The sequence below is a fragment of the Luteirhabdus pelagi genome (genome assembly GCF_016827595.1).
GTDB classification, from domain to species: Bacteria; Bacteroidota; Bacteroidia; order Flavobacteriales; family Flavobacteriaceae; genus Luteirhabdus; species Luteirhabdus pelagi.
The window spans coordinates 786,749-813,237 of record NZ_JAECMS010000001.1 but is presented as its reverse complement, the minus strand read 5'-3'; the positions used below and the strand labels follow the sequence as shown (position 1 = coordinate 813,237).

The window sequence follows — 26,489 nt, the reverse complement described above, 5'->3', positions numbered from 1 at the left end:
ATGAAAACAATTAGTACCCTATTACTTTTATTAACGGTTGTCATTGCAAATGCGCAATGGACTGCAGAAACTGATGTAAATACCTTAGTAGCTGATGCTGAAGCCCTGGATTTGCAAGCCAAAGGCACTTCCGATGGAATGACGTATATCGTATTCTGGGAAGATGTCGGGGCACCGGAAAACATTCAGTTGCGATTGCAAATTCTGGATGCTGATGGCAATCAAACACTAGGAACCAACGGTATGCTGGTTAGCGATCAAATTCCGATGGGAACGTTTACGGTGCTCTGGAATATGGAAGTCGATGCCGATGATAACCTTTATATCGGAGTAACCGGAACAGGTGGTGGCGATCCCGTATTTGTATTTAAAATGGATAGTGATGGAAACCACCTGTGGCCTTCCGATGGTGTGAATGTGGGAAGCGGACAAGTAGCTACAATAGCACCCATGTCGAATGGCGGCGCAGTGGTAAGCTGGTTGGCATCTAGCGGAGCCGTAATGCAAAAATACGATAGTAGCGGAACGGCAATTTGGCCATCGGCACAGCCTATTGAGAATGGCAGTGATGTCACCGCTCCTGCAGCGTTGTTTGAACTTAGCAACGATGAGGTTATGGCTGTTTTCCACGTATTGACGGGCGGTATCAATTCCAATTTGTATGCTCAGCGATATGATGCCGATGGAAATGCAGTATGGACTGAAAACGCGCAGCTATCAGATAAAGCTACTGCTTTTAATAGAAAGTATTCTTTTACACAGGATGGTGATACGGTATTCGTTGGATATTTTGCGGCGACCGGTTTACGGTTCGATTCGTTCTTACAAAGGGTTAACGCGGATGGTTCTTTACCATGGGGTATTAATGGATCTGATTTTGATGTTAATGAAACGGACTATGAGACGGATTCTGCAATAGCCTTTGAGGAAGGTTCCGATGTGGTTTGGTCGGTTTGCAATTATACCGATGATACACAAAGCATGCTTGGTGTTTTTGTACAGAAATTTAATAAAGATACCGGAGATAGACTACTCACCGAAAATGGAAAGGAAGTGTATGCTCTAGGTTCGGACAAAGCACGAATGGGAGCCTTGCAGCTGAAGGAAGATAGTCCCTTATTTATAATTGAGGATGGTGTTGGTAATGGTGCTACGCCATCGGAATTACAAGCTGTCTATTTAGATGAAAATGGCGATTTTGCTTGGGACGATGAAGCAATGCCAGTAGCGACATTTGCGGCTAGCAAATCACGAATTCAATATACTACGCCGGTAAATAATCAAAGTGTAGCCGTTTTTGTTGAAGATAAGGGGGATGGTCCGAGAGTATTTGCTCAAAATGTAATAGATGAAGAACTTTCTATCGATAACATAGCTATTGCTTCGGATATTAACTTTGTAAATCCTGTTGATGATCAATTACAAATATGGAGTAATGTAGCTATTACAAAAGTTGAAATCTATTCCTCACTTGGTCAACGGTTGAAGGTTTTGGAAGGAAGTGAACAGAAGAATTTGGTATATGATGTTTCGGAGCTCTCTTCAGGAATATACTTTTTGAAAATCGAAACCAACAATGCTATTTCGAAAGGGTTGAAAATGATAAAACATTAGTTGGAATAAGTGGTTGGAATGAAAAAGAGGAGCTTATAGTGGCTCCTCTTTTTTATGGTTTGGCATTACAGATTAATTCTTGATCAGTTTAATGCTTTGCATAGCAGTATCCGTTTCAATTTTAGCGATATAGTTCCCCGCTGCAAGATCGCTCATATCTATTGATACAAATTCGTTGCTTGGAGCTACTTCCATCATCTTTAGACCTAAAATAGTATAAATACTGATTGTTTGAATAGCTTCAGTAGCTTGAACCGTAATGATGTCGCTAACTGGGTTTGGCGCATATGTTAAGCCTTCAATAATGTTCTCTGAGGTATTAAGTGCTGGATCGAGCATGATTAAATCGAATTCTGCATTTTCGGCAAAAGAACTTTGGTCTTCGGTATAAATTGCCCAATTTGTTCCAGTATACCAAGCTCCCAGAGCTTTGTCCATAAGGACATTAGCGCTAGAGGGGTCTTCTCCCCAATTATGAAAGAAAACAAAGCGAGCGTCTGGATTATTGTTCAACATTGGGTGATCAATAGTAGTCCAATTTCCTGAAATAGTTCCTGCAGAGGCCACATGGCGCATTCTTTCTGTTGAAGTGGCGCTGCCATTTATTGCTACGAAGAAAGTATCACCTAATTCAATAGGATCCCCGCTTTCTGTGAAAAGAATCCAATTACTTCCATCATACCAAGTTCCATAATTGAAATCATTCCGAGAATTGCCACCGTTATAATAGGTAGAAACAACTACCTGAGCCTCTGGATCGCCATTGATATCGGGATGATCTAAAACCGTATAGGAATTTGAACCACCTTGGTTATCAACGGTTGCAGTGTGCATATACACTTCACCACCTTGTTCTACATAAACAAAATAGGAAGAGCCTTCAATCATGTTGGTTGCGTTTTCATTATAAACACTCCATTTTTCTTCCACATCACTATAGTAGACACCCGTACGATTGTTGTTGTAAACACCACTTAGACCTGGTGGATTCCAAACATGGCTCACTACCAATTGAGCGCCTGGGTTTTCATTCAACAACGGATGATCTATAAAAGAAGCATCCCCTGAAATGTTGCTTGCCATAGCGGTATGAACAAATACATGCGCTTGTGCGAACGACAGTAACGATAATAACATTAATAAAAGAGTAAAAATTGTTTTCATAATTATAGGATTATAGTTTCGTGTCACAAAAGTATATGAGCAATGCGCTGTACCCTAGAGTTATAAGGCTGAATTTTTAGAGGGGATTTCCCCTATCTTCTACTGTTTTTACCCTGGGTTGGCGGTATTAATCTCGATAATTAATTGGCTTCAAATACATCAAGCGTATGATCGTGAAAAATCAATTATAACGGTTTAATGGAGTTTCGGGAAGAGTTTAACTGCTATAACCGTGTATTTTAGCGAAAAAAATAGCTGAAATGTTTGATATTATCGATAAAATACTATTTTTACCATCTATATATGTTAAAATTATTAACATTAAAAATACTAAGCCCCTAATTTTTATTGTATTATGAAAAAATTCAACATGTTAAAAGTGCTATTGTTAAGCGCTATTATTTTCATTTCATCGAACGCAATAGCTCAACAAACTAACCATGATGATACTATTTCTTCTTTGAAGGTTTTTAAAAAGACAAGTGGAAAGCGTGCGAAGTCCTATAATAAAATTATTGATAAAAACGATACAGAGCGGTTATCGCAACTATACGTAACGTTTCAAGAGCAAGAAATTGCTGCTAAAAGGAAAGCAGAGCAATACGCCTTGATTCAAAATATTCCGCTTCAGCGTAGTAATGATGATGGATCTTACGATGAATTGATGGCAATTAGCGATGACGGATTTCCGCTTTATTATTCACTGCATAATGTTGCTGCAGCTGTTTCTACCCGAGCTAACTATTTGAACTCTGGTGGGGGGTTAGGTCTTAATTTAAATGGAGACGATATGACTGCCCATGTTTGGGACGGTGGGCCAACAAGAACTACGCACCAGGAATTTGATGGTGCTGGTGGAACAAATAGGGTTGCCGTAAATGATGGCGTTACAACATTAACTGGGAATAGCTATCATGCTCAGCACGTTACTGGGACTATCGTAGCCTCTGGGGCTTACTCGCTTTCAAAAGGTATGGCGTGGCAGGCAGATGCCCTAACGCATGAGTGGAACAACGATCTTTCGGAAGCTACGACGGCAGCCGCTAACGGGATGTTGTTATCTAACCACTCTTATGGTTATATAGCCGCAGATCTTCCCGATTGGGCCTTTGGAGCATATTTAACTTCTACGGCCAACTGGGACAACTTGATGTATAATGCCCCTTATTATCTGATGGTTGTATCTGCTGGAAACGATGGGAACGACAATTCATCCAATGCCTCTCCAATGGAAGGATTATCCGCTTATGATAAATTATCTGGAAATTCAGTAGCAAAGAATAATTTGGTGATTGCAAATGCCCAAGATGCCTCGATCGATGGAAGTGGAAATCTGATTTCGGTGTCGAGAAACGGTAGCAGTAGCGAAGGTCCGACAGATGACTATAGAATCAAACCAGATCTTACTGGTAACGGTACTTCATTACTCTCTTGTTTGGATGGAAGCGATACACAATATGCCAACTTAACAGGAACCTCAATGGCAGCTCCTAACGTAACAGGAACTTTGTTGTTGCTTCAAGAACACTTTGATAACCTTAATGGGTCTTTTATGAGGGCAGCGACTTTGAAAGGGTTAGCGCTACATACTGCCGACGATATTGCCGCTTCTGGTCCCGATGCGCAAACCGGATGGGGACTCTTAAATGCGAAGAAAGCCGCAGAAACTATCTCTGCTGCTGACCTCGATGGAAATGCTGAAGTAGAGGAACTTACCTTGACGAATGGTCAAACATACCAAGTGGTAGTCGATGCATCAGGGACAGAGGATTTAATGGCGTCAATTTCATGGACAGACCCTGCTGGGACTGCAGTAGGAGGGACCAACACAACTACGGCAATGCTGGTAAATGATCTTGATATTGAAATTACGCAAAGTACTACTACATACTTACCTTGGCGTCTAAATAGTGTCACAACTAACGGAACGGGCGATAATTCTGTCGATCCGTACGAAAGGGTCGATGTTTCTGGAGCCTCAGGAAGCTATATTATAACAGTCACCCATAAGGGGAGTCTTTCTAGCGGTTCTCAGGATTTTTCACTGATTATCACTGGAGGTAAACTTGCTACCTGTCCTTCCATCACTACTTTTACTGGTGGATCATGGAATAATGGCGCCGACGATATTGCAAAGAGAGTTGTTATCGATGATGATTACAATACGTCTTTGGATGGCGACATCGAGGCCTGTAGCTTTACGCTTAAAGCAGGGAATACACTTCGTGTTACCAGTGCTGATCATCTCCGTGTAGATGGCGATATTACAGTTGAAAGTGGAGCAACTCTTATAATCGAACACGAAGGAAGTTTAGTTCAGATAGACGATAGCGCTATTGTAACGAACAACGGTACTATTGAGGTTCAGAAAACAACTCCATTCTTAAATGCGCGCGATTTCATGATCATGGGAAGCCCAATGACTGCCGAAACACGAAACGGAGTTTATACCGATGCGATTATGGTTAGAAATCATATTACTACGAATTTTGTTCCCAATCCTAGTGTAGCGTCGATGTTTCCATCAGCAGAAAACTTTGCAGATGACAATGGCGATAACTGGACTAATTACTCAGGTGCTATCAACGCTGGTGAAGGATATTTGGTTCGACCGCAAAATACACCGACAGAAAGTGGTAGTTACGACCTGACCTATACACAGGGAACATTAAATAATGGAATCGTTTCATTTTCTATTACTTATAATGGTAATTCAAATGCCAGTCCGAATATTCTCGGAAATCCCTATGCTTCAGCAATTGATGCCGATGCATTTTTAGCGCAAAACAGTATGATAGATGCTTTGTATTTCTGGGAACATGTAACGGCGCCTAATCCGACTTACCCAGGATATAATGTCAATAATTATGATATGGGTGATATTTCAATGTACAATTCATTGGGGGGAGTACCAGCCGCGAATGGTGGCGCAACTCCTACGCAATATATAGCATCTGGACAAGGTTTTGGAGTGAAGGCAACCGCTGCAGGAACAGCAGTCTTTAACAACTCAATGCGTATTGTGGGTAATAACAACACCTATCGCGCGCCTGTCTCTGAAGCTAATAGACTATGGCTAAATGTTTTCAACGATAACCATGAGCTAGGAAGCACGATGCTCGTAGGATATACTGAAGACGGAACCTCAGGATATGATTCGCAATATGATAGCAAGCGTCTGGCAACCGCAGTTTCCCTTTATTCTTTTAGTGAAGGAGGGAAGGAGTTGGCCATTCAAGGTAGAAGCACTTTTGATGAAATGGATGAAGTTCAGCTTGGTTTCTCAACACAAATTGAAAGTGAAGAGGAATACCGCATAGCTATCCGTGATGTTATGGGAGATGACATCTCTGCCGCTAATATTTGGATTATTGATCATTATGCAGGTGAAGTAGTGAACCTATCAGAAGCTGGTGAATACACATTTATAAGCCATGAAGGAACGTTTAACGATCGTTTCACCTTGCTTTATCGTGAAAAATCCTTGGATGTAGCGGAACTTTCTGCTGAAAATGCTATTATGGTACCGAACCCGTCTTCAAAATATGTTTCGATAATGGTGCCGCAATCAACTATAGAGGAAGTAACTATTTATGATGTTATGGGACGCGTAGTGTTGAAGGAAAAGACTAGTGGTTCTCAACACCAAATGGATATTTCAAACCTTCAAGCGGCAACTTATTTTGTACGAATTAATACTGCTATGGGTTCTGTTACCAAGCAATTGCTAAAAAAGTAATGTTAATGGTAATCAATAAAAAAACCTCCCAAATTTGGGAGGTTTTTTTATGCTCTTATTTTTTATCTCGGTTAGGAGGGTATTCCGCTAAAATTTCGCTAACAATTTCGCGAATGCGCTGGTCTTTTTTGTCGATATCACCTGAGGTAATAAGCCTTGCGCTTCCGATTCCTTGCCACACCAGTTCGTTTGTCTTGGCATCAATAAGGTCGATATATAAACTGCCTTCAGTAGAACGAGAAACGGTATTTCCAAAACCACCGCCATACCACCAAGGGTTCCAGCCCCAACCCCAGCCGAAATTATTGTTGTATACATTTACGCGTTCGCGTTCTTTGGTAAAAATGCTCACCAATAAATCTGGCGACTCTGACTTGTTAAAGCCTTTCGCATTCAACTCTGCATCGATAGCGCGCAGAATGCGTTTCTTGTCCAAATCGCTAATTTGGGCTTGGTCGATTCCAGGCTTGTAGAAAGCGAATGAATTATACGTTTCAAAACTCGCTTTGCGATCATAATCTGTTGCTACACGTACCGTACTACAGGAGGTAAGAGCAAGCAGTGCTACTAAGGGTAAAAATCTAAGGACTTTCATAGGTGTTATCTTTTATAGTAAATCTTCACTCACGAAATTAGGAAGGGTCACTTTCAGCTGAGGGTTCTCTTTCATCGCCCTTTTTATAGCGAAAATAGCCTCGTTATTTCGTGCCCAGCTCCGACGTGCAATTCCGTTATTCACATCCCAGAAGAGCATTTGTTCTAGTCGCCGCTGTGCATCCTTACTACCATCAAGAACCATACCGAAGCCGCCGTTTATTACCTCACCCCAACCAACACCACCGCCGTTGTGAATGCTGATCCAGGTAGCGCCCCGAAATCCATCCCCAATAACATTTTGAATAGCCATATCTGCGGTAAAGCGACTTCCGTCATAAATATTTGAGGTTTCTCGATAAGGTGAATCGGTGCCTGATACATCATGATGATCTCTACCTAGCACCACCGGACCGATTTTGCCTTCAGAAATCGCCTTGTTGAATGCAGCAGCTATCTGAATCCGTCCGTCGCTGTCTGCATATAGAATTCTAGCCTGCGACCCTACAACCAACTTGTTTTCCTGTGCTCCTTTAATCCATTGAATATTGTCCTGCATCTGTTGTTGGATTTCGGACGGTGAATCCTTCATCAACTTCTCTAAAACCTCGGTAGCAATAGCATCCGTTTTCTGAAGATCTTCTTCTCTGCCAGAGGCACAAACCCAACGGAATGGACCAAAGCCGTAATCGAAACACATTGGCCCCATAATATCCTGTACATAGGAAGGATATTTGAACTCCTTTGTTGGATCTTCGGAGGTGACGTCGGCCCCAGCTCGTGACGCTTCTAAAAGAAAGGCATTGCCATAATCGAAGAAATAGGTCCCGTTATCAGTGTGTCTATTAATAGCTTCAGCATGGCGACGTAAACTTCGCTGTACCTCTTTTTTAAATTGCTCCGGATCTTTCGCCATCATTTCGTTGGATTCTTCGTACGTTAGCCCTACTGGATAGTACCCACCCGCCCAGGGGTTGTGAAGAGATGTTTGATCGCTTCCCAAATCGATATGGATTTGTTCATCTGCAAAATGCTCCCAGACCTCTACGATATTTCCATCATAGGCAATCGAGATAGTTTCGTTGGCTGCTACCGCCTGCTTCACTCGGCTAGCCAACTCGCTTACATCTGAAATAACCTCATCTACCCAGCCCTGACTATGACGCGTATGGGTTGCTTTCTTATTCACTTCCGCACAAACCGTTACACAGCCTGCAATATTACCTGCTTTTGGTTGCGCGCCACTCATTCCGCCGAGTCCTGAGGTAACAAAGAGACCTCCTTTGGGAGTTTTTCCTATTTTTCGAAATCCATTTAAAACCGTAATTGTAGTACCATGTACGATCCCTTGCGGCCCTATATACATATAGCTGCCTGCTGTCATTTGGCCATATTGTGTAACCCCAAGTGCATTGAATTTTTCCCAATCGTCAGGCTTGGAATAATTCGGAATCATCATTCCATTGGTTACGACTACTCTTGGCGCATCTTTATGAGAGGGGAAAAGCCCCATTGGGTGACCAGAATACATCGCCAATGTTTGCTCATCGGTCATCTCGGAAAGATACTGCATAGTAAGAAGGTATTGTGCCCAATTCTGAAAAACAGCCCCATTTCCACCATAGGTGATCAGTTCATGCGGATGCTGTGCCACCGCAGGATCAAGATTATTTTGAATCATTAGCATGATGGCCTTGGCTTGTTCGCACTTGCCTGGATATTCGGTGATGGGCCGGGCGTACATGTCGTAATCAGGACGAAATCGGTACATGTAGATACGACCATGCGTCTCAAGCTCCTTTTTAAATTCAGGAAGTAATGTGGCATGGTGTTCTTCTTTGAAGTATCGAAGGGCATTCTTTAAGGCCAACTTTTTTTCCTCTTCTGAAAGAATCTCCTTACGTTTTGGAGCATGGTTAACCTCTTCCTCAAAGGGTTTAGGGCTTGGAAGTTGCGTTGGGATGCCTTGGGCGATCGATTCCTTAAAAGTCATATTTTTATTGTTTTCGTCTGTCTTGTGTTCCGGTTTTTTTATTGAACCCATACGGGCAATGGCGGCAACCGCTTTCGCAGCAATAGCCGCGCTTTAAATGATATTGTTCGGTAAAACATTTATAGCCTTCTGGAGTGAGATAGTAATCGCCATCTTCCAATTCCGGTTTTTTTCGGTTGAACCACATGTTACAAAAATACCAATTTCTTATCTTGTCTGTATGATTGTGCTGGTAAACCGATACTTATTTCGAAGACGTTTTGTGGGCTTAGCCTTTTGGCCCTTTGTTTTTGTTGGGAATCCTATGTTGAAGCGAGACCTAGTTTTCCTGAATCACGAGCGTATTCATCTTAGACAGCAGCTGGAGCTATTGATTGTTTTCTTTTATGTATGGTACGGGATTGAGTTTCTATGCCGATGGATTTCAATTGGCAATTGGTATAAAGCCTATCGGAATATCTCATTCGAACGAGAGGCGTATAGAAATGAAAAAGACCTCCGTTATTGTAAAAAGAGGTCTTTTTGGGCATTTCTTGCGTTTTGCTGATCAGTCCTTACCCGAGAGAACCATTACTTCTAATGTCTGCAACCGCTGTTTCAGGTCTTCTATTTCTGTTTGTTGTTCTTGAATTGCTTTTGTTAAAACTGGAATAAGGCCAATATAATTAACTGAGAGCAACTCTTCAATATCTGAATTCGCTAGGTTTATCTTTCGTTTATGAACTAATTGAGGAAAAACTTTTTGCACATCCTGTGCGAGAAAGCCTATTTCTGCAATGGAATTGGAGTCATATTTTTGTGAACTATTGTCTCTTAATGGTTGAGATTCAATTTTTGATAAATTGGAAACACCACTGTCGTTTTTCGTTACACTAAATGCTTTATCATATGTTACTGGAGTTAATTGATTTACTAAACTAATAGCATTGATAAATGGAGAAATGTTGCTCTTTATTCTTGAGTCGGACCATATGAAATAATTGGTCGCATAACTGTCATTATTTATGCCAATATCTCCAAAAAAATACCCAGCCCAATCTATTATGGGGTCTACTGGAATTCCCTCGACTCCAACGAAGCCATAACCTGATATGCCTGTAGCTCCGTCAGCTACAATGCCAGTAAAACCGATGCCGTACATGCCAGCACCTCCAGAGATATTCGCGTTATAACCCTCAACCGCCGACCAATTTGATGCAGTATTAGTAATGTGTGAATAGATTGAGCCTTGTAGAGCACTTCCTTCGGAGATTTCTAGTCTAGAAAGTGTAGACGGGGCATTGATGCCCATATTTCCTGTTGAAGCTATTCGCATAGCTTCTGAGCCATTAGTGCCAAATATCAAATCCTGCAGGTCGCTCGTTCCGAAATAGTCTTGGCCAGCAGCAGTTCCCGGTAGGGTTCCGGAATTTCCACGCTTAGACCAATTTTTATCTCCGTCAATGGTGATCCAACCTGAGCCGTTCCAAAAGAAAAAACCGGGCCCTGTGGTGGTATTGGTATTGTACACCATCAAACCGTCGGCGTTTGGTAAATTGATAGGGGAGATTCCTGTAATTGGAGCAATGGTTGAGAGGTCGGTGATGTCGACTTTTGGTATAAAAACCCCTTTCTCAGAACTTTGGACATCCAATAATGATCCAGGTGAAGGTGTAGTTGTGTTAATCCCGACTTGAGCGAAAACTGGAGCTTCGAAGAATAAAAGTGAAAGAATAATGCCCTGTAAAAGTATAGCCTTTTTCATAATTAATAATCTTAAGGTGATACATCTGTAATTGGGGCAAATCCATAACAATTATACTATATAGTTGTTTAATTATCAATATTTTAAGTATTTACTTAATGAAAATACGATAGAAAGCATAAAATATCGATGAATTGTTAAAAAATAAAAAGCCCTCATTATGAGGGCTTTAAAATTTTAAGATAGGATGCTGCGTTACTTCTTAACCATTTTTTTGGTTACTGAACCATTGTCCGTTTTTATCTCTACAAAATAGATGGCGGTCTCCAAATTCGATACATCGATAGAATGCTGATTGACATCGCCCTCTAGGGTTTCGTTAATTCGTCGTCCCATTATATCGAATACGGAAATATTTCGAATGTAAGTAGCGGGACTCGCTATTGTCAAGGTGCTCTCTGTTGGGTTTGGGTAGATCGTTATAAAGCTAACGCTATCTTCTACGCCCAATATCTCTGGCGCCTTGAACTGTAAGATAAATCGATCGTTAAAGGTGCCGGCTTCGCTCTCGAACTCATAAAAACTCTCATTCAGATTGGTAGTGGTGTTCAAATAGGTGTCCACGAGCAATATCTTCGCATCTACCATATTTTCGCCCATTACGTTGCTTAATGAAATTCTATAGCGGCTCATTCCTTCCAACTGTGAGCTGAAACCCATTGGTACTTGTGCTTCATCTTCAAATGCTTCTCGTCCTTGAATCGCCAATTCTTCACCTGAAGGTAAAACAGAATAGAACGATACTGGAGTAGCCATTCTCTTGGTGTCGAATTGGGTATCGATGCCATTAGTAGCAGCATCTGAAAATCCGATTAGCGATTCACTTCCTAATTCATAGTTCATAGAAGTAGCCTTTACCCAAGCTCTGTCGCTTTCAAATGAAGTGGAACGGTAACCGTCGTTGTTTCCGGTAACGCGCATTTCATTTGTAAAAACGGCTGTTCCGCTTGCAGACGCTTTCACACCAAACCCTTGTCCGGAGGCAATATAGCCATTAGGAGTTGTTGAGGTGCCAGGATCATTAGCTGCGGCAACACCACCCATACCATTATAGATAGAGATATCTCCCATGCTATAGTTGTTAGGGTTGTATCCAGGGTATCCTGGGTTTGGAACGGTAATATGTTCCCAGAAATAAATCGCATCGATCATGGCATTTTGAGCGATAAAGGCATCTGCATCTATAGCAGACGCATAAGGATTACCTAGCATATTGGGGCTTGCGTTCTGGCTTCCGTTATATACAATTGGGAAGCTAACATCTCCATTGTTCAGTGTTCCTTCAGTGTAATTTAGTGTAAACGACCCGCTACTGGTTGGTGTATCCTGTGGGCGTACCAAATAGCCTTCCCCAACATTTATGACGCCGGAATAGTTCACCCAATTATCGCCATTATCGTCAGCAAAATTCTCCGCGAATGGGAATGCTGCTGCAACCGCAGGGTTCGGAACAAAGTTTCCCGTAATATGGTTTCGTACCATTACAGAATTTCCATACACATCGGTGCGGGTTTCGGCATCCATAGGGCTACTTAAAATCATAAAGTCGCGCTCTGCCAAGGTAGGCGTAACTTTCTCAACAGTAATAGAACCACCTGAGGTCTTTGTAACTGTAGCGTTTGGATCGATTTGAACCACACTTCCTTCGTGTGCCACAAACAATGAACCGTCAACGGTAATGTCCTTTTCGATCGCTATATGGTCTCCCGCTGCGATAGTTAAAGTTCTTGCAGCATCGACTTCACAAGTACAAGCGCTAAAGCTTCCCTCGAAGTCGGTGTTGTAATTCTGTGAAATTTTTGCGTTGCTACCAGGGCCTGGTGTGCCATTATCCCATGTGCCAGAGATAAAGGCGGTAGTTTCTGGAACAACTGTAACGGTAGCGGTGCAGCTACTTTTGTTTCCATAGTCGTCTTCAACGGTTAGAGTAACGGGATGTGTTCCAATATCATCACAGGTAAAAGTTGTAATATCGATACTCTTTTTTGTAATTCCGAAGTTATCTGATGAGCCATTATCGATGTCGTCTGCTGTAAGGGTAGCTTCACCCGTAAGCCGATCTAAGGTAATGGTAATATCTTGGCAATTGGCTACGGGATCTACATTGTCATATAATGGGTCCTTAACAATAAAGAAGCCTTCGTCATAGTTGCTAATAATAATATTTCCGCTTTCAAAATATGGGTATACATTCCAAGCACCATGAAAGGTAGCCGAGTTACTAGGAGTGTACGTGTCGAAATAATTAATTTCGGTCATATTTTGATTGGCGATATCGTCAACTTTAACAATTCGCAATCCAGCTCCGTAATTAGCAATATAAAAACGATTTCCCCGAACATATCCATTATGGTCAATGGCGTTTGTAGGTCCGTAATAATCGAAGTGATGGACTGGATTGTCTAAGTCGTTAAAATCGAAGATTACTGTTTTTGTTGGAAATCCGTTGTCTTGTTCATCTAGTTCATCACCAAGTATAAAATAGCGCTGGTCTTCGGTGAACCAGCCTTGATGGGTATATGATTTGTTTGTGTAATCAATTGTAGCAATACTTTGGATATTGAGTTTATCGGTCACATCTAAAATAACCACTTCATCTTCATTACTTCCTATAAAAATCTCTTTTCCAGTGTAGTCTGAATCTGGCCCATTATAGGTTACTACTTGTGCATCGTGGGTATAACCCAATCCGCTGTAACGGGATATTTCAAACGGACTTGTTGGATTGGAAATATCTACAAAGATAGGTCCTCCGTTAAATCCACTTCCATTAGCTCCAACAATATATGCAATTCCTTCACTTTCATTAATGACAATATTATGCGCCGCTCCAAAAGTTCCAAGATGAGCATCTTCACTGAATGTTCGATTCGCATTGGTCGAAAGTCCTCTTAAACGTGTCAGGTCGAATACTTGCATTCCATGCCCATTCGCTTCACTAACGATAAATGCGTGATTGTTGTATACTTTCACATCTCTCCAAGCGCTATTGCCAGTATGGGTCATAAGGCGTCCTAAACGACGTGGATTTACAGGATCAGTAATGTCTATAAAAAAGGTACTATTATTTAATCCAACCAATGCATATTCTTTTCCGTCCGATGGGTCCGTCCATCCCCAAGAATCGTTTCCTGAAGAGGCTCCTAATTGGCCTAAGGATATACGTGATTGTAGGGTGAGTCCGTCGCACGGATAACCGCCAGCATTTCCTCCACTACAAGGGGATTGTGAGAAGGTGAGAGTGCTGCTAAGCAGTAGGAGGAGATAGGCTAGTTTTTTCATGAAATGGGGTGTTTAATTAGTATTATAATTGTAGTAGTGTTTATTATTCTATAAATGAAAATTCTAGAGTGCAAGGAATACCAACGCCGACATGGCCTCTTCCTGTTCCAGAATTTCCATTGTCCACATAGCCGTCGCCGACAAAGATGTCGATTTCAACCATAAAGTTATAAGTCTGTCCAGCAGTTAACGTAACATACTTTACAATACTTGTTTCGTGGCGGTATTCTTCGGTATAAGTTCCACCCCCTAAAGCATCGTTGTACATGCCATAGGAGTGAGTATAGATAACATCATTGCTGCCATCGAACGTTAGTCGAAAAAGACCCTCCATTGTCGACATACTGATGTTTCCTGAGGAAGGTGTTTTTACTTCACCCGAACCAAAATTGAAATTCGCTTCAATGCGATAGGTTCCTGTATATTTTGGCGTGAAAGTAGATCCACTTCCCAAGCCAGGTACTTCTACCCAGTCTGAAGAACCATTATTATAGCTAGTACTGCCTGTAGTGGTCCTAAAATCCAATGGTGACTGTTCAAACTTAACAGTGTCCTCTCGTAAAAACTGAGGGTTCCACCGGCTGCCTTCCCATACATATATGCCTGGGGTAACATCATTTGCTCCTGTCGCGGTACTGTTAGTGTTGAATACTACCGTTCCTTCCACTAACGAGCCGCCATTTGGGTTTGTAACTGGGGCTTCAACGAGCGTGGATGTAAGAGCGACTCGAGGAAATACAAAACCTGCCGATCCGCTATTCTGTAAGTCCAAAATACCTTCTGGCTGATTGGTTGCAACTCCTACTTGGGCTACTATATTGGAGCATACCAATACACTAACCACTAAACTCAATATAAAATTAGAATTTTTCATGTTTTTTTAATTTTCATCGATAAAAGAGATTTCTATCGAACACGGAATATCAGCACCTACGTATCCTCTGCCATCATTTCCTCCAGATAAGTTTCCATTCGCTTCAAAGCCGGTACTTGAAGTTTGATCGAACTCAAAATTGAAATTATAGGTCTGTCCTGCAATCAGGTTCACATATATGATACGGGTGGTTTCAATCCACTTATTGCTCATCACGATTCCGCCTCCAACATTGTTATTGTATGCAGAATATGACTTCACGTTGAAGGTATGGGGGGTTCCATCCCAATTCAAGCGGAAAGTACCTGTTGCGGCTACAGCTTCGATATCACTATTTTGAATTACATTTCCACCCCCGTAATAGGCTTTGATATAAATTCGGTACAATCCTGAATAAGTAGCGGTAAAGGAGTCGGCATCTAAACCCGGAACAAGTTGGTATCCTGAAGAAGATGAACTTCTTAAAGTACTCGTCTGCTGGTAAAATTCGTGTTGTTTTACATAGAAGTGTGGAATCCATTTCGTTCCACTCCATGAATAGATACCTGGCTCAACATCGTTGGTGCCCGTATTCGTTGTATTGGTATTGTAAATGGTAGTTCCCACCGCTAGGCCTCCACCTTGCGGGTTTATTACAGGGGCCTCGACGTTGGTAGCCGTTAAGGCAATGGTTGGGTATACCACACCCTGTTGGCTGCTTTCAATATCCAAAACTCCCTTTGGAGCGGTCGTGCCAATTCCTACTTGAGCGGAAAGGGTACAGACGGAAAGTAAAAGTATAAGTAGGGTAATATTTTTCATAAATAATAAAATTATTCTCCTATATAGGTGAATTCAACTGAACATGGGGCGTGGTCGGGGATGCCGATATAGCCTCTTCCGTTTCCACTATTTCCACTGTTATCGAAATAGGGAGCGGCTAGTGCATCGAATTGAAGTCTGAAGTTATATGATTGTCCAGCTACAAGATCGACGTATATTACTTTTGTGAATTGTTCCCAAATAGCGTAGTATCTTGTTCCTAGTATTGTACAATAGGTTTTCGCAGGGGTGATATAGTTTGTGCCATCAAAGGTGAAGCGAAAATTACCCTCATGTGTAAGTATGTCAATTGTAGGACCGTTATTTGTTACATACCCGCCACCAAAATTCATACTTACTTCAATTCTATAGGTACCGGTATACTTTGCTGTAAAATTTTGGGAAGCTAATCCTGGCACATTTACATAGCCATCACTAGATTTTGGACGCATCATACTGGTTTGGGTAACCATATAGACTTGTTTCTTAGTGAATTTGTTATACCATTCAGAACCATTCCAGACATAAATTCCCTTGTAAACATCATTAGAGCCCGTAGAAGTTTCGTTAGTGTTGTAAATAACTGTGCCAATAGCAAGAGATCCTCCCTGTGGATTCACTACGGGTGCAGAGATATTTGTTGCGCTAAGTGCTACCCGTGGTAATACAATACCATGAGTATTGCTAGAGACATCCAGAATACCTTCTGGAGTGGTCGTGTTGATACCCACCTGTCCAAAAGAGCACAGGGTAGCTAGAAGAAAACAAGCAGGGGTAAAAACTCTATTTAAAAGTTTTGTTTTCATTGCATAAGCAGGTTAGTAAGTTATGGGGACTTCAAACATACGAAGCTTTCACGATGAAAATCAAATAAAATCGATGAAATACTTAATAATTTAACATAAGTAGGAAATTTCTTATTTATTGACTTTCATGTAGATAGTCTATTATTTTAAGGATTTGTTAGCATTTATCTTGGTTTGCGTGGTTATGAAAAATTTCGTGGGTTCATTTTAAAGATTCCGTAATATGAAAGAGAGCGGTCTCGTAAACCGCTCTCTTATGGCAAAACAAACCAATCTTGTACAAAGACGGGTGTGCAGTTAATGAAATATTATTCTCCTATATATGTAAACTCAGCATAGCAAGGTAAATGAACACTCACCCCAATATGGCCGCGGCCATCACCACTATCACCATTATCAATGAAGCCTTCAGCTTCATATTGTTCAAAGAAGAGATTCATTGTATAGGGAGTTCCAGCGACCAAATTTACATAAACCTTCATGGTCCATTGATCCCAAATAGCATAGTAGGTTGTTCCAGAGCCACCGATGTTCATGTTTTTGGAACCGTAGGAATTCACATAAATAGGATAATCGGTACCGTTAAATTGAAAGGTAAACTGTCCTTCTTGAGATGCAATATTTACATCGCCCGATGTTGGGTCGTCCATTTGTCCACTTCCATAATTAACGCTCAGCTCAATTTTGTATACGCCTGTATATTTTGGGGTGAAGGTTTCGCCATCAATACCAGGAATATCCATTGCCGTATCGTTGGTAGGCCGTAAGCCATAGAACCCTGATGGGTCCTGTGTGAATATTGCCGCATCTTCTTTCGTGTACTGAGGAACCCATTGCGAGCCACTCCAAACATAAAGTCCCGGATACACATCGTTTGTTCCATTGGACGTGGAGCTGGTGTTATAAACAAACGTTCCTGGAACGGGTGCGCCACCCGTACGTGGATTAGTAACTGGGGTGTGAACATTGCTGGCGGTTAAGGCGACGTTTGGAAAAACGATACCAGAATTGGTTGAACTTACATCCAAAGCACCTTGAGGTGTGTCGGTACCCAATCCTACATTGTCGTATGTGCCATCAACAAAGAGGGTATTTTCATCGTTATCGGTTTCTACGCGAAGATTCATATCATCACCCACCGGGTTGAAGGTCCATTCCAAATCCGATCCTCCGCCAATATTAGCATTAGCGTTAAAGAAGTCGTAACCTTGGATAGACAAATTCATCTGACTGGTACCTGGTCTCCAAAACCCCATAGAGGTTTCAGCATTCCAAGAATAGAATGGGTTGATTCTAGACCCGTTTGCCATTGCCAGTACCTGATTGCCGTTTGCAATCCTAAAACGCTGCACATTGTTGGTTCTGAAGGTAAGGGCTTCGCCATCGGTAGTTCCAACAAAATTTACATCTCGGTCGGTACCAGTATTTCCTAGCAGGTCCCATTTTTCGGTTTCTTCGAGATTCACCCAACGGGTGCCGTCCCAATAATAAAATCCTTTCCCGGTTGTAGTGTTGGTGTTGTACACCAATAAACTCTCGGTGCTTCCTCCCGTGATTGGGGCGATAGTATTTAGGTCTGCAATATCTACTCGAGGAACCAGCATTCCTTTATCGGTGCTTTGAATATCTAGCATACTGCCAGGAGCTGGAGTGGTTGTGTTAATACCAACCTGGGAAAAGCCGGTGGTAGTAAACATAAAAAATGCTAGTAATAAACTGATTGCGAATTTGATAGTAGTTTTCATACATAAGCGAGTTTTCTTGTTTGGGACTAACAAGTATAGAGCAATATTTCGATAAAAGTCAAAAAAATTCGATGAAAAGATTAAAATTTTAACATAAGTAGGAAATTTCTTAAAAATTGATACTTAAATAGATAGCTGTTTTGCTCAAATTCTTTTTTAACATTTTATGATATCAAGAAGATAGATATCTTAAATTATGGATTCATTCCGATTTAAATAATCGGAATAAAAAAAGCAGCCATTTGGCTGCTTTTTCGGTTTAGTAGAACGCTATTTCTTATTCACCTACATAAGTGAATTCAGCGTAACAAGGAAGGTGTACGCTCACTCCAATATGGCCACGTCCATCCCCACTGTCACCGTTGTTCAAAAACGCTGTGTTTTCATATTGTTCAAAAAACAGATTCATGGTGTAAGTGGTTCCAGCTACCAAATCGACATAAACTTTCATGGACCATTGATCCCAAATTGCGTAATAAGTGGTGCCTCCGGAGCTACCAATCGAAAGGTTCTTGGCTCCATAGGAGTTTACATAAATAGGATAATCGGTACCGTTAAATTGGAATGTAAACTGTCCTTCCTGCGAGGCTATATTGATATCGCCGCTGCTCGGATCCTTCATCTGGCCACTGCCATAATTTACGCTCAACTCAATTTTATATACGCCTGAATATTTAGGAGTGAAGGTTTCTCCATCGATGCCAGGAATGTCCAAAGCAGTGTCGTTGGTAGGGCGAAGACCATCTGCACCTGATGCTGATTGGGTGAAAAGGGCCGAATCCTCTTTTGTAAACTGTGGAACCCACTCAGAACCATTCCAGACATACAATCCAGGATATACGTCATTGGTTCCATTAGAGGTTGTTGTTGTATTATAGACGAATGTTCCTGGTACTGGATCGCCACCGGTACGCGGATTCGATACGGGTGCTCCCACGTTACTAGCGGTTAACGCCACATTTGGAAATACTATTCCAGCCGTACTGGATTTCACATCCAAGGCGCCTTGCGGTGTATCGGTCCCTAAACCAACATTGTCATAGGTTCCGTCTACAAAAAGGGTATTTTCATTATTATCTGTTTCGATGCGAAGATTCATATCATCACCCACTGGGTTGAACGTCCATTCCAAATCAGAACCACCTCCGATGTTGGCATTGGCATTAAAAAAATCATATCCCTGTATGGATAGGTTCATCTGGCTCGTTCCGGGTCGCCAAAACCCAAGTGATGTTTCAGCGTTCCAGGAATAAAAGGGCCGGATCCGGGTGCCATTTGCCATAGCCAGCACCTGATTTCCATTGGCAACTCGAAAGCGTTGCACATCGTTGGTTCTAAATGTTAGAGCCTCACCATCGGTGGTTCCAACAAAATTTAAATCTTGATCGGTTCCGATATTTCCGAGGAGATCCCATTTCTCGGTTTCCTCAAGATTCACCCAACGGGTACCATCCCAGTAATAAAAGCCCTTTCCGGTAGTGGTATTGGTATTATACACTAAAAGGCTTTCCGTACTGCCGCCCGTAACGGGAGCAATTGTGTTTAGGTCAGCGATGTCGACTCTGGGTACCAACATTCCTTTATCGTTGCTTTCAACATCTAAAATGCTACCAGGAGCAGGAGAGGTGGTGTTAATCCCGACTTGGGAAAAGCTGAGAACAGGTAGCAATAGGAGAAAAAATAGAATAAAAGGGGAAAGTAAAGTATTAGTTTTCATAGGGTTTTAGTTTGGGGTTTGTTACGAACAATGATAATCAATTTTATGGATGAAATGCAAAAAAATAGGATGAAATGCTAAAAAATTTAACATTCAAATAATGGTTTAAGCGTTTGAGCATCATCCAAATGAACCCATCTTCGCTATTTTTGCAGTATGGATAATCTATTTCAAGAGCAATTCCGCGCTACTCATGCTGAAATTAATCTTGCGCTATGGGACATTTCATCGGAATGTACGCTGACAATGGCTAGGGAAGATTTGATAATTCCTGAAATATCTGGAAACAAGTTTCGGAAGTTGAAGTATAACCTCTTGGAAGCTCGTAAACTAAATAAGGATTTGCTCCTAACCTTTGGCGGTGCCTATTCCAACCATTTGGCTGCGACCGCCGCCTGTGGCGAACGGTTTGGTTTCTCAACGGTTGGAATAGTTAGAGGTGAAGAGAATAGCGAGCATGTCATTTCCAACCCAACACTTGCTTTCTGTAAGCGAAAGGGAATGGAACTCAAATTTATTTCTCGATCTACATATCGGCAGAAAGAAGATCCCTCATTTTTAGGGGAGCTAAAAAAACAATATCCTACTGCGTATATTCTTCCAGAGGGCGGTACCAATGCGCTAGCGGTACGAGGATGTAGGGAGATATTACATGCTGAAACATCGAAGTTTGACAATATTTGCGTATCTGTTGGAACTGGTGGAACCATGGCAGGAATTATTCAAGCGGCGAAGTCGCACCAACATACAATCGGTTTTTCAGCATTAAAGGGTACGTTTCAAAAATCCGTAATAGCAACTTTTATTGGGAAGAAGAAGTATGAAATTGTAGATGCCTATAGTTTTGGAGGCTATGCTAAAATAGATGCCGAATTAATTCGTTTTATTAATGATTTTAAGCAAAAGACTGGAATTCCACTAGACCCAATTTATACAGGAAAAATGATGTATGGTATTTTCGATATGTTGAAAAATGGGGAATTCCCTAAAAATACCCGTATTTTTGCCATTCATACTGGAGGGCTTCAAGGCATTGAAGGTATGAATCAACGATTGCGAAAAAAACAGTTGCCCGAAATACAGTAATATGCTTCGAAAAATTCTCCTCATAACATTGCTATTCTCGATAGCACTTCTAGGATGTAAAACGAAAAAAAGAGTTACTTCTAAGCCAAAAAAACCTAGGGTGGTTCATGTAGATACTTCGAAACCATCACCAACGCCTTCCAAATCCGAACCGGAACCAGTAACAGAACTTCCTGCCAATACACCCTATAACGAAGTGGTTTCACATTATATCAATGCGTATTCCGATATCGCAAAAGAAGAAATGCTTCAATACGGAATCCCGGCTAGCATTACGCTTGCACAAGGTATTTTGGAAAGTGGCGCAGGCCGGGGCGATTTAACACGTAGAGCCAATAACCACTTTGGCATTAAATGTCATCGGGGTTGGACAGGAGAGCGCGTTTATCATGATGATGATGAGCTTCAGGAGTGTTTTCGAAAATATAAACACGCTAAGTATTCTTTCCGCGATCACTCACTTTTTCTTACGCAGCGTAGTCGCTATCAGGACCTTTTCAAATTGAGAAAAGATGACTATAAAGGATGGGCCAAAGGTTTACGAAAGGCTGGCTATGCAACCGATCCTAGATATCCCGATAAACTGATCTCCATTATAGAACGGTATCAGCTACAGCGATACGATAATGAAGTGCTCGGAGGCGAGGCAAACCCTGCTGAAACAGATAATATGGCTATTCGCACTCATACTGTGAGCCGAGGAGATACGCTATATAATATTGCAAGACGGTATAATCTTACCGTTGAAACTCTAAAGGAATACAATGGACTCACCGATACTACGATCAAAATTGGTCAGGTGCTCTATCTGCATTCCGTGAAAAACCGATAAACTTTATGATTTATAAAAGAAGTAGCGCACTATTCGCAGCGGCTCAAAAGGTCTTGCCGGGTGGGGTGAATTCACCTGTACGTGCTTTTAATGCTGTTGGAGGCAATCCTATATTTGTTGAAAGGGCCGAAGGGCCGTATTTATATGATGAAGATGGAAATCGATTCATCGATTATATAAACTCTTGGGGGCCTATGATTTTAGGCCATGCCCATGCACCAGTCGTGAATGCGGTGAAGGAAAGAGCCGAGAAGGGAACCTCATTTGGAACGCCGACAGCACTCGAAACGGAAATCGCAACGCTCGCAGTTTCCATGGTACCGAATATCGATAAAATCCGATTCGTGAATAGTGGGACCGAGGCATGTATGAGTGCTGTTAGATTGGCGAGAGGTTATACCCAGAAGGATAAGATCATCAAATTCGCAGGTTGCTATCACGGACATAGCGACTCATTCTTAATTCAAGCGGGAAGCGGGGCTGTTACCTTTGGTACGCCGAATAGTCCAGGAGTTACAAAAGGGACAGCAAAAGACACGCTGCTGGCTACCTATAACGATATCGATAGTGTACAGAAACTATTTGATGAAAATGACGATGAAATTGCCTGTATTATCCTTGAACCCGTAGCTGGAAATATGGGGTGTATTCCCCCATCAGCAGGATTTTTAGAGCAACTTCGGGAACTCTGCGACAACCATAAGGCCTTATTGGTTTTCGATGAAGTAATGACGGGGTTTCGATTGGCAAAAGGCGGTGCTCAAGAACTATATGGTGTGAATGCCGATATCGTAACTTTTGGAAAAGTAATAGGAGGAGGGTTACCTGTAGGTGCCTTCGCGGCTCGGAATGAAATTATGGATCATTTAGCTCCTGAAGGACCCGTCTATCAAGCGGGAACCTTGAGTGGAAATCCTTTGGCAATGGCTGCTGGTTTGGCTATGCTGAAAGAATTGGAAAATGACGAGGTGTACGCCTCATTAAAGAAAAAGACAGCATATCTACATGAAGGAATAGAAGAGAAGTTAAAAGCAGCGAAGGTAACGCATACCATTAATAGGGTAGAGTCTATGATATCGGTTCATTTTTCGGAAACTCCCGTTACCGATTTCGAATCGGCCGCTTCAGGGAATAACGAAACCTTTAAAAAGTTCTTTCATGGGATGTTGAACGAAGGTATTTATTTGGCGCCAAGTGCTTTTGAAACATGGTTTTTAACCGATGCCTTATCGTATGAAGATTTAGACGAAACCATTGCCGCCTGTGAGCGCGTAGCGAAAACCTTATAATAAAAAAGCCCTTTCGTTCGAAAGGGCTTTTTCTTTTATTTGAGATTGTTCTCTAGTTGAAATCCTGCATTTCTAACCATTTTTTGTACTGATTTCCATCAAGCACTTTTTGAACATATTTTTTCAATTCGTTCTGAAGTTTTTCCTTATCGGCTATAGTAGCATCACTGTTCTGGTTCTTAGGCTCGATATACTTCTTCATATTAGAAATGTAAGAAGTATGGTAACGGAACAAATAACGTTGCTGTTCACCTGTTAAGTTAAGGGTTTCCGACATTTCAGCAACCTGATTCTTTGCAATTACCTCAGGACGATCCTGATCTTGCGATAGGCTCTGAGCAGTGGTAGTTTGTACACCCGTCACCGTGATAAGGGCTACAACGAGTATTTTCAATAGATTTTTCATGTGTTTCAGTTTATTTGCGGTTACTAAAGTAACTAATTTACGTACAATAATCCAAAAATTACGCCAAAAACGATTATAGCCTAATCTTCTATAGCTTGAAGGTACTCTAATAACATCGTCACAGCCTCCTCGTGAACGACCGTACGGCCTAATTGAGGCATCATATAGGTAGGAACAGTACTTTGAATCCGGGCTTCAATTTCACCCCTATTAGCATAAATGGCCGTATCTTCAAACGGTGTCTCAAACCTAAAGTCTAAATTAAAATTGTTGACGGCCCCACCAGGTTGGTGACAATGTGCACAGTTAATATCGATGTACGCTCTTCCGCGAGCGAAGATATCGTTATTGGTATCGGTCCAATCGGGTAACGTAGAGACCTCGCTACTCGTAACACCTTCCAAAAATCCATTGCCAAGGAGAAAATCTATCTGGTTCTGGTTTGTATAAGAAGGTACAAAGTTCATACTGCGAAGTTTCATTCCGATGGGTCTTGTTGTGCCGTTATTATTATGGCAGGTAAAACAATCCTGTTGCGAAGGAACTTCATACGATATGTTTTGGGTATCCCCATCGCCATCGATGTATGAAATTGGAACATTGCTACCATTTTCAGTATACGTTGCCTCTGTCATGCCTTCATTCCAGAGATAATTTCCAGCTTGCCAAGTACCGTTTACCTTAAGAAAGATGCGCGTTTCAATAATTCGTTTTCCTGAATTTGGATCGGTTTCATCATTCAAATAGTAAAAAGTTTTTGAAACCAAGGTGTTATCTGGGAAAATAGGTTGGAGATCATTACCGTTGTAACGCATTTTCTGACCTTCAGGTAAGCGAACCAATCGTTGCTTTTTCGCATAATCTGTAAATAGTGTGCTGTTCAGTTCGTATAACTGTACATCATCCGCAGGAGTTAAATCGACCAAACTTCCACTGAATACTCCCATCTGCGATAAATGTGTCTTAAATACTAATGGGGTTACTACCGATACGGTATTGCTAGCGTTTGAAACGTTTCCACTCTCATCTTTGGCCGTAACATAAAACTCATAGCTATTCGCCTCGGTTAAGCCCGTAACTTGAAAGGTTGTTTCGCTTACATTATCGGCAAGAACCGTTTCGTCTTGGTATAAGGTATATACTATATCAGAAGAATTATCGCTAGAAGCATTCCAGGATAAATCTGCAGAGGTCTCCGTTACATTGCTGGCCGTAAGATTAGCAGGTGCCGATGGGCTTTCTGTATCGGCAGCGGGGCTATCATCACTACTACAACCCATACATACAATCAGGCATAAGGGTATTATTATGGCAAAAATCTTCTTCATAGCTATCTAGAAATTTCGCTAAAAATACAAATTCCATAGAAACCAAGCTGTTAAAAATGAAAGCGGTTGCGCACAGTTCTCTCATCGAAACGGTGCCTTCACTCATTATATGTTTCAGGTTTACCTACTGCTAACTAGTTTCGGTCTAAGAATTTTAAAATCAGTAACGTATGAAAACGAAAACAATTTTTTTGCTATTTCCAGTCCTGTTTGCAGGAATGGTAATCTTTTCAATGATTCAGGATGAAGAGTATCCTGAAACAGCTAGAACCCTTACTACCACCGATGGGTGTGTTTTTATGACCGCTATGGGAGAACAATCTTCTGAAGACTTCTATGTCTATAAAACGGACGAGAACATCGAATTAGCTGTTCGCGATGGTCTGTCTTGGTTGGAGGAAGCACAGTTGCCAAATGGTGGTTACGGTGCCGGATCCCACTCCCGACAGGATATTCGCGACCCGCATGCCGTGAAAGCAGATCCCGCCACTACTGCTATGGTAGCGATGGCATATTTAAGGAGTGGTGCCACTATTTCTTCTGGAACCCATTCCAATCAGTTGAAAAAAGCTACGGAATACTTATTGCGAACCGTAGAAAATGTGAATCCCAATGATCAATACATTACCGATGTCCGGGGTACTCAGATTCAAACAAAGTTAGGTCAGAATATAGATGCAGTATTGACGGCTCAATATCTTTCAAGCCTATTAGATCGAAAGATGAAAGGGATTGATAAAAAGCGTGTACAAAAATGTTTGGATATCTGTGTCAAGAAAATCGAACAAGGTACCGATGCCAGCGGAAAACAACGCGGTGCAGGTTGGGCTGGCGTGCTGCAAAGCGGGCTTGCCAACAGTGCTTTGGAAAGCGCTCAGTCTGTAGGTGCGGAAGTAGACGAAGAAGTTTTGGAACGCGCAAAGGAGTATCAGCGAAGCAATTATAATGCGGATACCAACAATGTAAAGACGGAGGATGGTGCTGGTGTAATGTTGTATAGTGTAAGCGGAAGTGTTCGTGGTACCGCAAAAGATGCTCGAAAGGCGAAGGAAGCGATAGAAAAAGCAAAGAAGGAAGGTGCTCTTACCGATGGAGAAGTAACTGCGAAAAACCTTCAAAAGGCTGGCTACTCGGAAAGTGAGGCCATTCAATATGCTACTTCTTACAACGTATACAACGCCGCAAAGGAAACCGCACAACAGGATGAGGTATTGAACGGTTTTGGGAATAATGGGGGTGAAGAATTCCTTAGTTTCCTTCAAACGGGTGAGTCCATGGTGGTGAATCAAGATAATGATTGGCGGAAGTGGTACGATAATATGAGCGGACGTATCCTAAAAATTCAAAATGAAGACGGAAGCTGGAATGGTCATCACTGTATTACTAGCCCAGTGTTCTGTACCGCTTCAAGTTTGCTGCTTTTAACTGTGGAAAACGATATTTCTTTTCTACAAAAGGTAGGTGAAGAATAAAGT

General features: G+C 41.7%; 19 protein-coding genes. 6 read left to right on the top strand and 13 right to left on the bottom strand.

Annotated features, from left to right (window positions below; all coding sequences use genetic code 11):
• Positions 1 to 1,614: a T9SS type A sorting domain-containing protein gene (locus I4Q58_RS03740; protein ID WP_203293835.1), complete on the top strand. Its 1,614-nt coding sequence runs from the start codon at positions 1 to 3 to the stop codon at positions 1,612 to 1,614.
• A gap of 72 nt (positions 1,615 to 1,686) precedes the next feature.
• Here I4Q58_RS03740 and I4Q58_RS03735 read toward each other — a convergent pair whose 3' ends face one another.
• Entirely contained in the window at positions 1,687 to 2,778 is a 1,092-nt protein-coding gene (locus I4Q58_RS03735; protein ID WP_203293833.1) for a T9SS type A sorting domain-containing protein, read from the bottom strand.
• 355 nt (positions 2,779 to 3,133) lie between these two features.
• On the opposite strand from I4Q58_RS03735, the gene I4Q58_RS03730 reads away from it, so the two are divergent.
• On the top strand, positions 3,134 to 6,517 hold the full coding sequence (locus I4Q58_RS03730) for a S8 family serine peptidase (RefSeq protein WP_203293831.1): 3,384 nt from the start codon (positions 3,134 to 3,136) through the stop codon (positions 6,515 to 6,517).
• Between the two features lie 55 nt (positions 6,518 to 6,572).
• On the opposite strand, the gene I4Q58_RS03725 is transcribed toward I4Q58_RS03730, so the two are convergent.
• From I4Q58_RS03725 to I4Q58_RS03680, 10 genes are all read right to left on the bottom strand, one after another.
• Positions 6,573 to 7,112: a DUF4136 domain-containing protein gene (locus I4Q58_RS03725; RefSeq protein WP_203293829.1), complete on the bottom strand. Its 540-nt coding sequence runs from the start codon at positions 7,110 to 7,112 to the stop codon at positions 6,573 to 6,575.
• A gap of 12 nt (positions 7,113 to 7,124) precedes the next feature.
• Complete coding sequence (locus I4Q58_RS03720) at positions 7,125 to 9,104, bottom strand: urocanate hydratase (RefSeq protein WP_203293827.1); 1,980 nt, start codon at positions 9,102 to 9,104, stop codon at positions 7,125 to 7,127.
• A 4-nt stretch (positions 9,105 to 9,108) separates the two neighbouring features.
• Positions 9,109 to 9,291, bottom strand: a complete 183-nt coding sequence (locus I4Q58_RS03715; RefSeq protein WP_203293826.1) for a DUF5522 domain-containing protein — start codon at positions 9,289 to 9,291, stop codon at positions 9,109 to 9,111.
• Between the two features lie 360 nt (positions 9,292 to 9,651).
• Positions 9,652 to 10,848 (bottom strand): tail fiber domain-containing protein, encoded by a 1,197-nt coding sequence (locus tag I4Q58_RS03710; RefSeq protein WP_203293824.1) that lies wholly within the window; start codon positions 10,846 to 10,848, stop codon positions 9,652 to 9,654.
• Positions 10,849 to 11,043: 195 nt separating this feature from the next.
• Positions 11,044 to 14,130, bottom strand: coding sequence for a choice-of-anchor B family protein (locus I4Q58_RS15715; protein WP_203293822.1), 3,087 nt, complete (start codon positions 14,128 to 14,130; stop codon positions 11,044 to 11,046).
• Between the two features lie 43 nt (positions 14,131 to 14,173).
• Complete coding sequence (locus I4Q58_RS03700) at positions 14,174 to 15,004, bottom strand: hypothetical protein (protein ID WP_203293820.1); 831 nt, start codon at positions 15,002 to 15,004, stop codon at positions 14,174 to 14,176.
• A 6-nt stretch (positions 15,005 to 15,010) separates the two neighbouring features.
• Positions 15,011 to 15,805, bottom strand: a complete 795-nt coding sequence (locus I4Q58_RS03695) for a hypothetical protein (RefSeq protein WP_203293818.1) — start codon at positions 15,803 to 15,805, stop codon at positions 15,011 to 15,013.
• A gap of 11 nt (positions 15,806 to 15,816) precedes the next feature.
• Positions 15,817 to 16,611, bottom strand: a complete 795-nt coding sequence (locus I4Q58_RS03690; protein WP_203293816.1) for a hypothetical protein — start codon at positions 16,609 to 16,611, stop codon at positions 15,817 to 15,819.
• Between the two features lie 308 nt (positions 16,612 to 16,919).
• Complete coding sequence (locus I4Q58_RS03685) at positions 16,920 to 18,356, bottom strand: hypothetical protein (protein ID WP_203293814.1); 1,437 nt, start codon at positions 18,354 to 18,356, stop codon at positions 16,920 to 16,922.
• A gap of 277 nt (positions 18,357 to 18,633) precedes the next feature.
• Entirely contained in the window at positions 18,634 to 20,073 is a 1,440-nt protein-coding gene (locus tag I4Q58_RS03680) for a hypothetical protein (RefSeq protein ID WP_203293812.1), read from the bottom strand.
• 156 nt (positions 20,074 to 20,229) lie between these two features.
• On the opposite strand from I4Q58_RS03680, the gene I4Q58_RS03675 reads away from it, so the two are divergent.
• Genes I4Q58_RS03675 through hemL form a run of 3 tightly spaced genes read left to right on the top strand, consistent with a single transcriptional unit; the run spans position 20,230 to position 23,280 of the window.
• A complete protein-coding gene (locus tag I4Q58_RS03675; protein ID WP_203293810.1) occupies positions 20,230 to 21,159 on the top strand; it encodes a 1-aminocyclopropane-1-carboxylate deaminase/D-cysteine desulfhydrase in 930 nt (309 codons plus the stop codon).
• A 1-nt stretch (position 21,160) separates the two neighbouring features.
• Positions 21,161 to 21,991, top strand: coding sequence for a glucosaminidase domain-containing protein (locus I4Q58_RS03670; protein ID WP_203293808.1), 831 nt, complete (start codon positions 21,161 to 21,163; stop codon positions 21,989 to 21,991).
• 5 nt (positions 21,992 to 21,996) lie between these two features.
• Positions 21,997 to 23,280 carry a glutamate-1-semialdehyde 2,1-aminomutase gene (gene hemL, locus I4Q58_RS03665; RefSeq protein WP_203293806.1) on the top strand — a complete coding sequence of 428 codons (1,284 nt, stop codon included), beginning with the start codon at positions 21,997 to 21,999 and terminating at the stop codon, positions 23,278 to 23,280.
• 52 nt (positions 23,281 to 23,332) lie between these two features.
• Here the strand turns inward: hemL and I4Q58_RS03660 are convergent, their stop codons facing one another.
• On the bottom strand, positions 23,333 to 23,686 hold the full coding sequence (locus tag I4Q58_RS03660) for a hypothetical protein (protein WP_203293804.1): 354 nt from the start codon (positions 23,684 to 23,686) through the stop codon (positions 23,333 to 23,335).
• An 80-nt stretch (positions 23,687 to 23,766) separates the two neighbouring features.
• Positions 23,767 to 25,014 carry a fibronectin type III domain-containing protein gene (locus tag I4Q58_RS03655; protein WP_203293802.1) on the bottom strand — a complete coding sequence of 416 codons (1,248 nt, stop codon included), beginning with the start codon at positions 25,012 to 25,014 and terminating at the stop codon, positions 23,767 to 23,769.
• Positions 25,015 to 25,184: 170 nt separating this feature from the next.
• Here I4Q58_RS03655 and I4Q58_RS03650 point away from each other — a divergent pair, with 170 nt between their 5' ends.
• On the top strand, positions 25,185 to 26,486 hold the full coding sequence (locus I4Q58_RS03650; protein WP_203293800.1) for a prenyltransferase/squalene oxidase repeat-containing protein: 1,302 nt from the start codon (positions 25,185 to 25,187) through the stop codon (positions 26,484 to 26,486).
• Positions 26,487 to 26,489: the final 3 nt, after the last annotated feature.